At 64.8% G+C, this 13953-nt stretch carries 13 protein-coding genes; 2 read left to right on the forward strand and 11 right to left on the reverse strand.

Annotated features, from left to right (window positions below; translation table 11 throughout):
- Position 1: 1 nt before the first annotated feature.
- From ACYVLQ_RS20500 to ACYVLQ_RS20550, 11 genes are all read right to left on the reverse strand, one after another.
- Entirely contained in the window at positions 2-325 is a 324-nt protein-coding gene (locus ACYVLQ_RS20500) for a hypothetical protein (RefSeq protein ID WP_460699119.1), read from the reverse strand.
- 66 nt (positions 326-391) lie between these two features.
- Entirely contained in the window at positions 392-622 is a 231-nt protein-coding gene (locus tag ACYVLQ_RS20505; protein WP_460699120.1) for an acyl carrier protein, read from the reverse strand.
- Entirely contained in the window at positions 619-1602 is a 984-nt protein-coding gene (locus ACYVLQ_RS20510; RefSeq protein ID WP_460699121.1) for a ketoacyl-ACP synthase III, read from the reverse strand. The genes ACYVLQ_RS20505 and ACYVLQ_RS20510 overlap by 4 nt, the downstream gene beginning before the upstream one ends.
- Before the next feature lie 66 nt (positions 1603-1668).
- Positions 1669-2601 (reverse strand): hypothetical protein, encoded by a 933-nt coding sequence (locus tag ACYVLQ_RS20515; protein WP_460699122.1) that lies wholly within the window; start codon positions 2599-2601, stop codon positions 1669-1671.
- A gap of 2 nt (positions 2602-2603) precedes the next feature.
- Complete coding sequence (locus tag ACYVLQ_RS20520) at positions 2604-3827, reverse strand: hydroxymethylglutaryl-CoA synthase (protein WP_460699123.1); 1224 nt, start codon at positions 3825-3827, stop codon at positions 2604-2606.
- Between the two features lie 25 nt (positions 3828-3852).
- A complete protein-coding gene (locus tag ACYVLQ_RS20525) occupies positions 3853-4893 on the reverse strand; it encodes a hydroxymethylglutaryl-CoA reductase (RefSeq protein WP_460699124.1) in 1041 nt (346 codons plus the stop codon).
- Positions 4890-6077, reverse strand: a complete 1188-nt coding sequence (gene fni, locus ACYVLQ_RS20530; RefSeq protein ID WP_460699125.1) for a type 2 isopentenyl-diphosphate Delta-isomerase — start codon at positions 6075-6077, stop codon at positions 4890-4892. The genes ACYVLQ_RS20525 and fni overlap by 4 nt, the downstream gene beginning before the upstream one ends.
- Complete coding sequence (locus tag ACYVLQ_RS20535) at positions 6074-7171, reverse strand: phosphomevalonate kinase (RefSeq protein WP_460699126.1); 1098 nt, start codon at positions 7169-7171, stop codon at positions 6074-6076. The genes fni and ACYVLQ_RS20535 overlap by 4 nt, the downstream gene beginning before the upstream one ends.
- Positions 7171-8208 carry a diphosphomevalonate decarboxylase gene (gene mvaD, locus ACYVLQ_RS20540; protein ID WP_460699136.1) on the reverse strand — a complete coding sequence of 346 codons (1038 nt, stop codon included), beginning with the start codon at positions 8206-8208 and terminating at the stop codon, positions 7171-7173. Before mvaD ends, ACYVLQ_RS20535 begins: the two co-directional genes overlap by 1 nt.
- A 2-nt stretch (positions 8209-8210) precedes the next feature.
- A complete protein-coding gene (mvk, locus tag ACYVLQ_RS20545; RefSeq protein ID WP_460699127.1) occupies positions 8211-9203 on the reverse strand; it encodes a mevalonate kinase in 993 nt (330 codons plus the stop codon).
- Between the two features lie 687 nt (positions 9204-9890).
- A complete protein-coding gene (locus tag ACYVLQ_RS20550) occupies positions 9891-10898 on the reverse strand; it encodes a terpene synthase family protein (protein WP_460699128.1) in 1008 nt (335 codons plus the stop codon).
- 530 nt (positions 10899-11428) lie between these two features.
- Between ACYVLQ_RS20550 and ACYVLQ_RS20555 the strand changes: the two genes are divergently transcribed.
- Together ACYVLQ_RS20555 and ACYVLQ_RS20560 are read left to right on the forward strand one after the other, a co-directional pair.
- Positions 11429-12445 carry a terpene synthase family protein gene (locus ACYVLQ_RS20555; protein WP_460699129.1) on the forward strand — a complete coding sequence of 339 codons (1017 nt, stop codon included), beginning with the start codon at positions 11429-11431 and terminating at the stop codon, positions 12443-12445.
- Between the two features lie 108 nt (positions 12446-12553).
- The gene (locus ACYVLQ_RS20560; RefSeq protein ID WP_460699130.1) at positions 12554-13825 is read left to right on the forward strand and encodes an IS256 family transposase; all 1272 of its coding nucleotides are present in this window, start codon (positions 12554-12556) and stop codon (positions 13823-13825) included.
- Positions 13826-13953: the final 128 nt, after the last annotated feature.

A 13953-nucleotide genomic window follows, 5' to 3' on the forward strand; every position in this document is an offset into this window, starting at 1 on the left:
GCTAGGTCCAGGAAAGCAAAGTTGTCCCCGTCGAGGTCCCATCACAGTGGACGTCGTCGAAGACGAACATCAGGTAGCCCCAGTCGACGGCAAGTTGCAGCAGCTCGGCATCCGATCGCGGGCACAGATACGCAAAGAAGTGCGCGGTACGGCTATCCGTCACCCTCGTGCGGACCTCTGGATCAGAGAGGAATCCATGGCGCTGCATCCAGGAAAGTCCGCGTTCCTGCAGAAGCCCGACCTGCGGATGGCAGCACAAGGGATCGGGCAGGTATACGGGCGGCAGTGTGACGCTGATTTCGGGTGTTGCCATCTCGGCGGACACCGTTGCTCCTCGCTGGACCCGACGCGCACGGCCATGACACGCGATACGTAACCGCGGTAGTGCCCACTACGGGGCTTTGGCCGAATTCACGTAGTGGGTGAGTTGGTCGAGGGTGTGGAGGCTGTCGGCGATGTGGGTGGGGATGGTGATGTTGTAGGTGGTTTCGGTGCGGGCGAGCAGGGTGGTCATGTCCATGGAGTCGATGCCTTGGTCTTCGAGGGGGAGGTCGGGTTGCAGTGTGGCGGTGTCGATGTCGAGTCCGGTCATGAGCTCGGTGATGTCGTGGGTGGTGATCATGGTGTGCTGCTTCCTGTCGGATGGTTGTGTTCGGTGTATCGGATGAGGCAGGTTCCCCAGGAGAAGCCGACGCCGAAACCGGCGAGCAGCACGGTGCGGGGCGGGTGGGTGTGCAGGCGTGGGGCGAGCATGAGGGGCAGGGAGGAGGAGACGGTGTTGCCGTAGTCGGTGATGTCGAACGGCAGCCGGCTTTCGTCGACGCCGAGTTGTTTGCGGAGGACGTCGATGATTCGCAGGGAGCCGGGATGGGCGAGGATGAGGTCGATGTCGGGCAGGTCGAGGTGGTTGCGGTCGAGGAGGCGCTGGATGCTGGCGGGGACGGCGCGGGTGGCGTTGAGGAAGACGTCGCGGCCGTTCATCGCGAGATATCCTGTGTCGCAGCGTAATACGGAGGTGGTGGCGGGTGCGGTGCCGAAGTCGGCGTCGATGATGCGGTAGCCGGGTGCGCCGGTTGTGAGGTAGGTGGCGGTGGCGGCGTCGGCGAACAGCAGGGCGGTGTTGCGGTCGTGGGGGTCGACGATGGTGGTGTAGGGGTCGCAGGTGACCAGTAGGGCGTGCTGGAAGCCGAACCGGTTGGCGAGGGTGGTGGTGACCGCGAGGCCGTGGGTGTATCCGGCGCAGCCCTGGGAGAGGTCGAAGGTCATGCACTGCGCGGGCAGGCCGAGCTTGTCGTGCACGATGGCGGCGGTGTGGGGGATGCGCTGGTCGGGGTTCTGGGTGACCACGCACAGCAGCCCGATCGCGTCGAGGTCGATGGGAGTGTGCTGGTGCAGGTCGTGGACGGCTTCCACGCACAGGTCACTGGTGCGCTGCCCGGGCTCCTTGACCGCGCGGCTGCGGATGCCGATCTTGGCGTCCAGGAAATCCTGGGTGACGTCCAGTCCGGCCGCGATCGCCGGGTTCGACACCCGCCGGGGGGGAATGTAGGTGCCGATCGCGGTCAGTGCAGCCGTTGCGGTATCGCGGTCGGGTCTGCTCATCGCATGGTCACCTCTCATGGCGGGTCCGGTGTGAGATGCGGTGCTGGACAAGCGTTTCCATGTCGGTCACCGGATCCGGCTGTTCACGTCGTTGTGCGGTTGCCGATAGCGCGCGCTGTCCCGGGTCCAGATGAAGTTGCCGTAGATGAGGTCGAGTAGGACATCGCGGGTGATGGGGTCGAAGGATTTGATACAGGCGATGTCTTCGGCGATGCCGTCCAGGAGGGTGTCGAAGAAGGCGCCGAGTCCGTCGCCGTCGAGCGGGCACAGGTAGAAGCAGTTGTTGAGCTGTCCCCATGACTGTTCGCGGCGGAAGGAGTACGCGTCGTTGACGACGGTCAGGCCGCGGGTGACCATGCGGGCGGCGAGGCCGGATTTGCAGTGCTCGGTGAATTCGCGGTCGCGGTAGATCGGATACGACCATCGCATCCAGCAGTCCGCTCCGACGTCGGTCACTCGGAACCGGAAGTATTGTTCGAGGGATGTGGTGCACAGCGTGCGCATGATCGGCGAGTCCCGGTACATGTGATCACTGGTGATGAAAACCCTGGCGGCTTCGTAAGCCTGGGGCGAATCCGCGGCGGGGTAGTAGCGGTCGCAGATGGCATGGAGTTCAGGCAGAAATGCGTCGAAATTGTGCAGCGCCGAATCCATGTCTTCCCAGACGAATGTCGTATTGCTCAGCGCGCAAACGGCTTTGAGGCCCTGTCGGTCGGTCAGGTGCCGGGAGCTCTGCGCTGCGAGGGTGACGCCGGTGTAGACGCGCCACCGCTGGTCGGGGATCGTCCTGCCGAGCGGTGCGACAGCGGTATTGCAGGTGTCGATCACCTCGCGCCATTCGGCGTCGGTCAGTGTGCACGGCTGCGGTGGGTCACCGATGTGCTGGGTGAGGGTTTCCTCGAACCTGCGGGTGATGTAGCCGCGGTGGAGGTCCAGGTCGGGACCGAGGGGTGCGGCGGGTGGCAGTCGGTTCGTGGAGGCGGGCGATGCGGCGGTCATAGTCAGCTCCGTGCCGGAGTGTGGTCGTAGTCCGGGCAGTCGTTGTCCGGTCTCGCGGCTTCATAGGTGCGGATGTTGTTGGTGATGGCGGTGAGTCGGTACGGGCCGGAGGTTTCCTCGGTGACGGTGCGCTCGGGGTCGGGGAGATGGTGGAGTTCGCGGTAATGGGTGTAGGTGATGGGCTTGCGGGCGGTGACGGCGTCGCGGTTGGCGCCGGTACGCAGGTGCTGCCGGTAGCCGAGAACTGTTGTGGCGGTGAAGAATTCGGCGACGCAGCCGGATCCGTAGCTGAGCAGGCCGATGGGCTTTGCGGTGAGGTCGTCGCTGTGGTCGAGCAGCGAGGCGAGCGCGAGGTAGAGCGAGGCGGTGTAGCTGTTGCCGATGACTCGGTTGTAGTGGGTGGTGGCAGTGATCGCGGTGTCGATGTCGCGGCTGGTGGGGGTGAGTCCTCGGCTTTCGAGCAGGTGCCGATGGGCTTTGTAAGCCATTTTGGTGAACGGCTGGTGGTAGCAGAACGCGGCGAACTCGCGCAGGTCGCGGCCGCCGCGGTGGCGGTAGTCGGTGTAGGCGTGCTGGGTGGCGTGCAGGTAGGCGGTGATGGACAGTTTGCCGTCGACGACGGGCGTGGTGCGGTGGTTGGGCCGCCAGAAGTCCATGACGTCGGTCGAGTGGACGCCGGTGATAGGGCCGAGTTCGGCGATGGCGGGGTCGGCGGAGACGAGAATTGCTGCGGCAGCGGCACCCTGGGTGGCTTCGGCGGGCGTGTCGAGGTCGTACTGCGCGATATCGGTAGCGATGACCAGGACCTGTTGAGCGGGGTCGCGAGCGATGAGGCCGAGCGCGAACTGTAGTCCGGCGGTGGCGCCGTAGCAGGCCTGTTTGAGTTCGACGACGCGCGTCGTGGCGGGGAGTTGCAGCAGTGGGTGCAGATAGAGTCCGGCGGCCTTGGATTGGTCGACGCCGGATTCGGTGGCCACGATCAGGGTGCGCAGCCGGTCTGTGCCGTGGCGGTCGAGGATGGGAGCGGCGGCGGTGGCGGCGAGGGTGACGATGTCCTCGTCGCCGGCGGCGACGCTCATGGCTTCCTGGCCGAGGCCGTGATGGTATTTGTCGACCGGGACGCCGTGGTGGCGGGCGAGGGTGGCGTGGTCGAGCTGGTAGTGGGTGGTGGCGATCGACAGGTCGTGAATTCCCGGGTTGCGGATCCGGTTGCGTGTGACGGTCATCGGTGTTCTCGCTTCCGTGTGGTGCTCAGCGGGTGGCGCGTTCGAGTCGGGTGTGGGCGCGCATCAGCTCGCCCGGGTTGGTTTGCGCGGCCAGCAGGGACAGTTCGCCGCACAGCACGGTCGCGGCGGCGAGAGCGGCCAGGCGCCGGGCATTGGTGCCAGGGGGGCGTTCGCGGTGACAGTCGAGGCGGGCCAGGGCGGATTCGACGTGCGGGTGGTGTTTGCCGTTGCCGACGGTGCCGACGATGAGGTTCGGGAGCGTGCAGGAGAAGAAGAGGTCGCCGTCGCGGTCTTCGGCGTAGGTGAGGCCCTGGGAGCCTTCGACGATGTTGGCGGCGTCCTGGCCGGTGGCCAGATAGAACGCGAGCAGCATATTGGCGTAATGCGCGTTGGCGGAACGGGTTCCGCCCGCGAGGGTGGTGCCGACGAGGTTCTTGCGGGTGTTCAGTGTGGCGATCCGGTCGGCGGTGGTGTGCAGCCGTTGCTCGACGACCTCGCGGGGCACGGTGATCTCGGTGACGACGTTCTTGCCGCGTCCGAGGATTCCGTTGACGGCGCTGGCTTTCTTGTCGGTGCAGTAGTTGCCGGAGACCGATCCGTAGCGCAGTCCCGGGATCCGGGTGAGGATCCAGGCGGTGAGCTGGTCGGCGGCCTGGGTGGTCATGTTGTGGCCGGCCGCGTCGCCGGTGGTGAACTCGAACCGCAGGAACAGCAGGTTTCCGGCGATCTGGTGATGCATGTCGATCAGCCGCGCGTACCGGCTGCCGGTAGCGACGATGTCGCGGAGGGCGTCGAAGTCGTCGAGGAGCCGGTCGACAGCGGTGTGTGCGGTGGCGGCGTTGTCGGCTTCGAGCAGGATCGACCGGCACATGCGGTCGTCGACGATCGTGGCGAGGACGCCGTGCTCGGTCAGCGTCGAGATGCGGGCCCCGCGTCGGACCGACGGCCACAGCGGTGTCTCGAATGTCGCGAGGGGAACATCGAATTCGCCGGTGACCGTGGTGCCGGAGAGGCGGACCGGCCCGATCCAAGCTAGAGGGATGGTGGCGCTGTCGTGGTCGATCATGCGGGCTTCCACCACTTTCTGGTTGCGGGTCCGAGCGGCACCGACGGGTTCTTCGCTCGCGAGGGCCGCGGTGTCCGATACCCGTTCGCCGGTGCTGATCGACTGCGATGTGCGTAGGTCGCAGGGTCGATACCGTCACTGCGGCAGAAGGTTTCGATGTTTCCGCCGAGTATCAGATCGCAGCCGGTGAGCGCTGGGGGAGTGGCTGCTCCGACGACGGTCATGATGAGTGTCAGCTGGTCGAGCCAGGCTCGGATCGTCGTGATCAAGGCGTCGGTGCCGTGGTCGACGAGGATGGTCAGGAAGCGCCCGGCGACCCCGGTGGCGCGGGCGCCCAGCGCGAGAGCGCGGGCGGTGTCGAGCGGCGAGCGGATGCCACCGGAGGCCACGATCGCGATACCGGGGATATCGGCGGCGGCGAGGAGGCAGCACACGGTCGATTGACCCCACTCCTGGACGAAGGAGAAGTCGCTGCCGGTTCTGCGGTGGTTCTCGATCCGCGCGAAGTTGGTGCCCCCACGACCACCGACATCGGCGACCGCGACACCCAGATCCCGCAACAGCACAACGGTGTCGGCGCTGAGTCCGAACCCGACCTCCTTCACGATCACCGGCACCCCGACCCCGGCGGCGATCGCCTCGATCCGCTGCGGCCAGCGTGAGAAATCGCGATCGCCCTCGGGCATGACGATCTCCTGAACCGCATTGACGTGGACCTGCAGCGCGTCGGCTTCCAGGAGATCCACCGCGCGCCGGGCTTGGTCGACGGTGGCGTTGGCGTTGACGTTGGCCATGACGAATCCGTGCGGGTTCTCGGTGCGCAGCACCCGATAGGTGTCGGCGACCTCGGGATTGAGCAGGAATGCGCTCATCGAGCCCGACGCGATCGGTAGCCCGGTCTCGGCTGCGGCGATCGCCAGTTGCCGGTTGATCTCACCGGTACGCGGACTACCACCTGTCATCCCGTTGATGTACAGCGGTGTGGCCCAGAGCTTTCCGGCGACGTCGACAGCCAGGTCGATCTGCGAGTGATCGATACCTGCCAAGGCGTGGTGGACGAATGCGACGGAGTCGAAATCATTGCTCGCGGCGTTGTGGTGGTGCTGGTCGACCGCGTACCGCACATGATCGTCCTTACGGTCGCCGATAGCATTCGACGTAGCGGCCGGTGTCCTTGCAGTCATGTGGGTTCGCCTTCGTGCGGGTGAATCGTGAGGTCGAGAGGCCGGATATCCGCGTCGATCCATCGCCGGGTCAGCTCGGCGGCCTGATCGGGGCGGTCGCGGTCGACGATCGCGATACCGCAGTCACCGCCGCCGGCGCCCGAGGGCTTGGCAGCGGCTCCGGCGAGTTCGGCGGCAGCGCACAGTGCCCTTAGCTGCGGTGTTGCGATACCGAGCGCTGCCGCCTGGTCGAGGGTTTCGAGAATCTTCGCTGCTCTGCGTATTTCATGCTGGACGGCGGCGACGTTGTCGGCGGCCAGGGCAGCAGTGAGGTGGGTGACGCAAGTGTCGCTCTCGGCGAGGAAACCGGCGTGGTCGTGGCTGGTCCGGCGCCGATGGCTGATGCGCGCGATCCGAGTGGGGGTGGAGGCGGGCGTACCGGTCCAGCCGACCAGCAGCCGCACCTGCTGGGGTGTCGGCAGTGTCTGTATCGACAGTCCCGGCCACTGTGCGCGGAGGGCGGCGGCGATGCCGTGGTCGGCTGCGAGTGCGGAGATGTGGTCGCGGTCGGGGGAGCGGTAGGTGAGCCATCCGCCCCATGTCGCAGCGGCTACGTCGCCGCCGGAGCCGCGCGGGTGGACAGCGAGGGTGGCCAGCATCGCCAGCCGGTACCGGTCGGCGGTGGTCAGCCGCAGCCGATAGAACCGGCCGAGCGCAGCCACCGTGGCGACCGTGACGGCGGCACTGGATCCCAGACCCAGCTTGCGGCCGGCGCCGTCGGTGAGATCGGCGGTGGCAGTGGCTAATTCGAAGTTCCTGGGTGAGCGGCCGGATTCGATCAGCAACCGCTCCACCACCGTGACCGCCGCCAGGACGTACCGGAAATCCGCGGATGCACCTTCGGGAACCGGTGGCAGCAGCTGATCCTCGCCCCGCTCAGATCGGATGCGCCGCCCGCCACCGAGATCCGTGGCGAGGGTGGTGGATCCGCCGGTCTCGGTGACCGTGGCGGTAGCGTAGCGGTCGACGGCGACGAGCATCGCGGGGTGGCCGGGTTCGACGACGGCGTACTCACCGGCGACGAACAACTTGCCCGGGGCGCGACAAGTGATCATCAGCAGGCCCCGCGTTCGACAGTCACGCCCGGGCCGGGATGTGCGATGCGGATCGACACCAGACTGTCGAGTTCCCGCAATGCCACGACCACCCGTGCCGCGTCTGCTCGGGCGCAGAGCACTGCGACGTTGGGACCGGCGTCGACGGTGGCGTAGGCGGGTACACCGTCCGCCCGCAACTGTTCGACTCGGTCCAATACCTGCAGTGACTGTGGTGTGAGGTAGCGGATCGACGGTTGTGCCGCGAGCAGGACGGCGTGCATGCCGAGGGCATTGTGCTCGGCGATGCGCCCGGCCAGCGGCAGGTCTCCGGAGGCGACCGCGGCGCGCAGGCGTGCGAGATCGGTGCGGGAGGCTGCGGCCCATGGCAGGTAGAACGGGGAGCTCGCGATCGATTGCCGCATCGCGGCACGGCTCGACAGCGGCTTCGGCTCGGCATCGGCCACGGCGATCACCAGCGCCGGATCCAACTCGGCCGCAACCGGTTCTGCGTAACTGGACTCGTCACCGGCGGCCCCGAACCCGGTTCCGGCATGCCAGATCACGAATCCGCCGAAGATCGATCGGGCTGCCGACCCCGAGCCCCGCCGCGCCAACCGCGACAACGACCGCTGGTCGAGCCGCAACCCGTACGCGGCAGCTGCGGCGGCGGCCAGCGCGGCGAAACCACTGGCCGACGACGCCAATCCGGCCCCGGTCGGCACCGTGTTGCTGGTCTCCACCCGCGCCGGCTCCGTCCGTCCCGCCAGCTTGCGCACCAGGTCGAGGAACCGTTCGACTCGCGCGTGTGTACCTGGTTGTGCGCGACGGCCGTTGAGCACCACCACATCCGTCGCAGCACCCTGCCGCAGCGTCACTCGCGTGGTGGTCGGGAAGATATCGAGGGTCATCGACAGGCTGCTGGTCACCGGGAGGATGAGCGACTCGTCGCGTTTGCCCCAGTACTTCACCAGCGCCATGTTCGGGTACGCCACCGCGACCGCACTGTTCTCGACATGGAAGCGATCGTTCTCGACTGTGCGCGTGGATGTTTCGATGCTCACTGTGACCACCCCCGCATCGGCACCGCCCATGTTCGACACGCCCCCGCGGCCTGCAAAGCGGAGCGGACCGTCGAGGCGGCATCGGGGTCGGTCAGCGCCACCACGCATCCGCCCAGCCCGCCGCCGGTGAGTTTCGCCCCGTGTGCTCCGGCCCGCAGAGCGGCCGCCACCAACCGGTCGAGTGCCGGGGTGCTGACGCCCAATTCTCGCAGTAGTGCCTGGAATTCGATCAACCGCAGCCCCACCGCCGCCGTGCTTCCGGCGGCCAGTTCTGCGGATGCGGCGTCGATGACTTCCGCGGCGCGCGCCAGCAGCCGCTGCGCGTTGGCGCGGTCTCGATGCAGCGACTCCCACACCGTGTCGACCGCCTGCCGTGTGCTGCCCGGCACCCCGGAATCGGCGATGACCAACACGGCGTCCAAGCCGCTGTCCTGCGGTCGCGCGACTCCTGCGCGGAAGTGGATCGGGCCCGGCGCTGTGACTGCCGCGGCATCGATGCCGCTGGCTCGTCCGTGCGCCACCCGCTCGCCGCACTGGACCAACTCGTACAGCTCCCGACCCTCGGGCGATTTGCCGTACAGGTCGGCCACCGCGCGCACCGCCGCCACCGCGCCCGCGGCGCTGGATCCCAGGCCCCGGGCCGGTGGAATCGCGCTCCGCACAGACACTCCCACACTGCCGGACTCGATTTCCCAGTGCCGCAATGCCGCAGCGACTGCCGCTGCGGCGCCGCTGTCGGTTGTTGTGCCCGGCGCGCAGACGAACCGCGCTTCGACGGCATCACGGCCCGTGTCGCCCCAGCGGGCCGGGTGGTCGAACGAAACCGGGGAGGTCGACGCACATACCGCCGCTTCGGCCGACAGCCCCGGCACCGGAAGCGCAACGGCCGGCAACCCGTAGACGACGGTGTGCTCACCGATCAGAATGGCCTTACCACAGGCGCGGCCGGTCCCGACCGCCGCTCCAGGCACCGCCTCGGTGAAAGCCATAGCTGCACAGTCCTTCTCGTAAATCGTGTGCATCGAGAGTCGGCGATCCGGCCCGATCGAAGTCCCGGCAGCCGCCGCTGATCACAGCTTCCCGCTGCCGATCAACCGAATGAAGGCAGCGCCACGCATCACCTCCATGCGTTCCGCGCATAATCTCGCACCGTGCGGTTGAGTCTGAATCCCGCAGATGACGATCAATGATCGAATGCGCGACAGGCCGCGCATCGCCCAACCAGGACAACGCTGCGCACCACCGCGCCCTCCGCATTCGCGAACGACCTGTCCGGGGCGGCACCCGATCGCGGTCAGTAGTTAGGTGCAGGCCCTTGCTCACGCGATGGGTGGCTGCGTGCATTGTCAACGAGTATCCTTGCGCTGCCATGGCCGAGCCTATGGCGGGCAACCGGTCAGCAATGGCACCGTAGTCATCACGGCCAACGGCATAACCTTCGCACCCGCTCCCGAACAGCCTGTATGACAGCACGCAAAGCACTGCTGAGCGCCGCTGTCGCAGCTCCATTCCACGGCTGCCCTGATATGCCAGCTATGTGGCGGCCGACGTGCTCCACCGCTCATGCGGCCCGCACGACCGGTCGGAATCGTCGACAGCGGCACGACCGTGAGCGTACCGGCACCGACGCTCAGCGGATGGATTCAACACCGGAGCAGCGCGGGCTGCGGTGGAATTCATATTCTGATCGCCTTCTCATATCGAGGAGCTCGAGAGTGCCACCAATCAACTCCGGCCAGGAATTCCTGCATACTCTTCACGGTGGCCAAGGTGATTTCCCGTTCACGGGGGTCGGTATTCTCCGACTCGAGATGGTCCGGCAGGTCCCTGTTGGCCAGTCTTTCGAACTGATCCAGGCGATCGTTCATGAGTCGCCCGACAGTTTCGACCGCTCTGTGTAGCGGCGCATTAAGGGCGTGTTGTACCACGCTGATCGCGTTGTCGACTACGCCGCAGTCGTGCACCTCGCGGTTATACGACACCATATCGTTGCGCAGTCCTTGCCAGTCGGTGAAGGCATCGATGAGAATCCGCATCGGTAGCGACCGTATAATATTCTCTGGAATTTCGCGGGCTGTACGTTCGATCATGCAGACTCCGGTGTCGCCCGAGTATGTATTTCGACGTAGGTGAATGTACTCGAGCAGATCGGGAACTCTTCCCTCGGCCAGATGCGCCAGTTCGTATCGATGTCCGTCCATGAAAAGTATCGTGATTCTCCTGAATCGCTGCCTCCAGTGGGCTGACATCGGGCGGATTATCTGCGGCCATAGATCGGCCAGGCCGCGTTCAACGGAGTTCTCCTCTTTCGGGGCCTCGCCGGTCGGGATCAGCGGCATCAGGTGCACAAGTCTCCTGACGAATTTTTCGGCGGCTGCGGTATCGCGAGATTGCATGAAAGCTCGCATAAAATGATCGTCGAAGGCGAACATCCATGAGTACCAGTCGGTGATCAGGTTGAGATCGGACTCGGAGGCGTCTGGATGTAGGTGCGCGGTCAACGACGGAAGGGAAATGGCATCGAATTCGGATTCACTCCACAGTACGTCGCCATTCTGTGGCGACTGGTCGCCGATCATTCGCATCCGGCGCGCCCAGTCTTTGGCGTGAATTTCAGCGCAGCGCAGATGGCAATTCCTTCGTACCTGATAGGGCATGCGAGTTGCGGGGTATTCAATATTCACGGTCGATCACCATATCGTCGATATCGTAAACTGCCTGTGCTGGAGACAAGTAGTGGCGGATGGCTGTTGGCCCAGGTTCCGCCTTCCGGTGCCCCGTTTCGCTCGCGATGGCAGCTCTCGGCCCACACGGTCGTAATCGGCCAGGCCAGGCCAGCAGCGTGGCGGGAGGGCGAAGTGGAATCATGCGCATTCACGGCAACCAGGAGGGCATCGGCTGATAGGCGAATTTCGGCAGTCGATCCGCGAAGGCAGCCAATTTGTTTGCGTCCCAGGGAACAGCCGGTTCCAGACTCGCATGCCGGTCGGCCGAGCCTTACGGCATCAGGCGCATGAAGGCCATGCGCCGACCGAATACATGTAACCTCAGGTCCATCGGCACACTCGATCTCTACCCGCGGCAGGATCAGCATCACGAAGAGCGAGCTGATCGCTTCACATATTCTTGCGGCACATGGAAGTTATGCGTGTTATCGGCTTACGTCGACGCCCTCTCCGATAGAGGCTGAAATGACGCGTACAGGAGTTTGGAAGTGCCACGAGACGTAGAACTCATCATGCCTTTCCCTGTTCATGTCAACCCGGACCGGATCGGCGCACGAGACCGGAGCGTGCAGTGGTGCCGCATGCACGGCCTACTGCGCAACGACGAGGAGATCGACAGGTACTTGTTTTCCCAAGTACCCGAACTGGCGGCCTACGGCTACCCCGAGGCCACCGGTGACGATTTGGATCTGGCTTTCGATCTGATGGCCTGGTTCTTCATCTTCGACGACAGGTTCGAGATACCCCCGGGCACGTACAGCACCCAATTGGTGCAGTCCTGCGAGGAGTTGATCGAGCTTCTGTACTGCCCTCCGGGCTCGGTCCTCGGCGACGTCACGCCAATTGTCGGAGCCTTCGATGACATATGGAGACGTTTGCGCGAGGGAATGTCCGTGCCATGGTGTCGAAGGGTCATCCACAACTGGGCGGACTATTTCGAGGGCAATCTCACCGAAGCCGTTGATCGCGCTGTCCTCATCGACCCCGACACGCAGACATATCACGCCTTGCGTCGACAGACCGTCGGCGTGTGGTCCTCACTAGACTTGGCGGAACGTGTCGGCCACTTCGAGGTGCCGCCTGCTGCATGGTTCAGCAGTCTTCTCAAGGCCATGCGTGCGGTGGCGAACGATCACATCGCCATGGTCAACGAGATCTATGGGCTGGAGAAGGATGAAGCCCACGATGACCCCAACCTGGTCCGATACCTCGCACGGGACCGGAGGCTTTCCCGCGAGGACGCCGTCGTCGAAGCCTGCAACGCGGCCGATACGCTGATTGAGCGCTTCATCAGTCTGCGGCAGCGTGTACCGCATCTATCCGAGCGACTCAATCTTTCCAGTACCGAACGCCGCGCGGTCGACAGGCACGTCGCGGTGATGTGCGAGTGGATCGCGGGCAACCACGAGTGGCACACCACCGCAGGCCGCTACTCCGCCGAAGCCATCCGTTCGGCTGCACCCGACAGCACCGGTTTCCTCAACTCCTCTCAATGCGCCTTTTGACCATTGAGCCCTTTGGCACAGCCACTTCGGCGGGGACTGTCTGAGATCTTGTGGGCGGGACGGTGATCGGAGAGGCTGAGGCGGCCTATCTCAGCGGAAGGGATCATCGTGTCGGAGGAGTCGGTGCCGGCGGCCGGGCAGCGGTCGGCGGCGGACGGGTTGGATGTGCGGATAGCCCAGGAGTTGGTGGACAAGGCCCGGAAAGACGGGGTCTCGCTGGCTGGGCCGGGTGGTTTGCTGTCCCAGATCACGAAAACCGTATTGGAAACGGCGTTGAACGCCGAGATGGACGAGCACCTCGGATATTCCAAAGGCGATCAGCCGGTTCACGGGGATGGGAATCACCGTAACGGGCGGTCGCGGAAGACGGTGCATACCGATGTGGGTTCGGTGCGGATTGATGTGCCGCGGGACAGGAATTCGGAATTCGAACCCAAGATGGTGCCGAAACATGCTCGGCGGGTGGAGGGGTTCGACGAGTCGATTATCTCGTTGTATGCGAAGGGGTTGACGACCGGGGAGATTCAGAAGCATCTGTCGGAGATCTATGATGTCGATGTTTCGCGGGAGTTGATTTCGAAGATCACCGATAAGGTGGTCGGCGAGATGAATGAATGGCAGTCACGGCCGTTGGAGCGCGTGTATCCGGTCGTGCTGATCGACGCTATTTTCGTCAAGATCCGGGATGGGCGGGTGGTGAATCGGCCGATCTATGTGGCGGTCGGTGTCAGCCTGGCCGGTGAGCGGGACGTGCTGGGCCTGTGGGTCGGCGCCGGCGGCGAGGGGGCCAAGCATTGGGCCGGTGTCCTCGGTGAACTGCGGAATCGCGGGGTCGCCGACGTCATGATCGTCTGCTGCGACGGTCTCAAAGGCTTGCCCGAGGCGATCAATGACACCTGGCCGTTGGCCGATGTCCAGCAGTGCGTGGTCCATCTCGTGCGGGCCAGCCTCAAATACAGTTCACGAAAGTATTGGAGTCAGATCACCAAAGAACTGCGCGCCATCTACACCGCACCGACCGAGCAGGCCGCTGAATCCCTTTTCGAAGAGTTCGCCGCCGAGTGGGAACCCAAATATCCGGCCATGATCGCGGTCTGGCGCTCCAGCTGGGAACAATTCACACCGTTCCTCGAGTTCCCGGCACCGATCCGGAAACTCGTCTACACCACGAACGCGATCGAAAGCCTGAACGCCAGATTCCGGCAGGCGACCCGCCGCCGGGGACATTTCCCCAACGAGCAGGCCGCCCTCAAGGTGCTCTACCTGGTCGTCAGAAACCCGATAAAGAACCGGCCGAATATCACTGGAAAGATCAGCGGATGGAAGGATATACTCAACACGCTCGCCCTGCACTACGGTGAGCGGATAACCGGAAACTAACAGGACAACTCACCGTTCTGCCCACAAAAATTCCGACACTCCCCTTCGGCGTGTATGTGGCGACGGCTAGTACTCCAGCATCACTTTGTAATGTAATCGGTGTCGGCGCTGGTAGTGGGCCTGTTTGG

Source organism: Nocardia thraciensis (genome assembly GCF_054782435.1).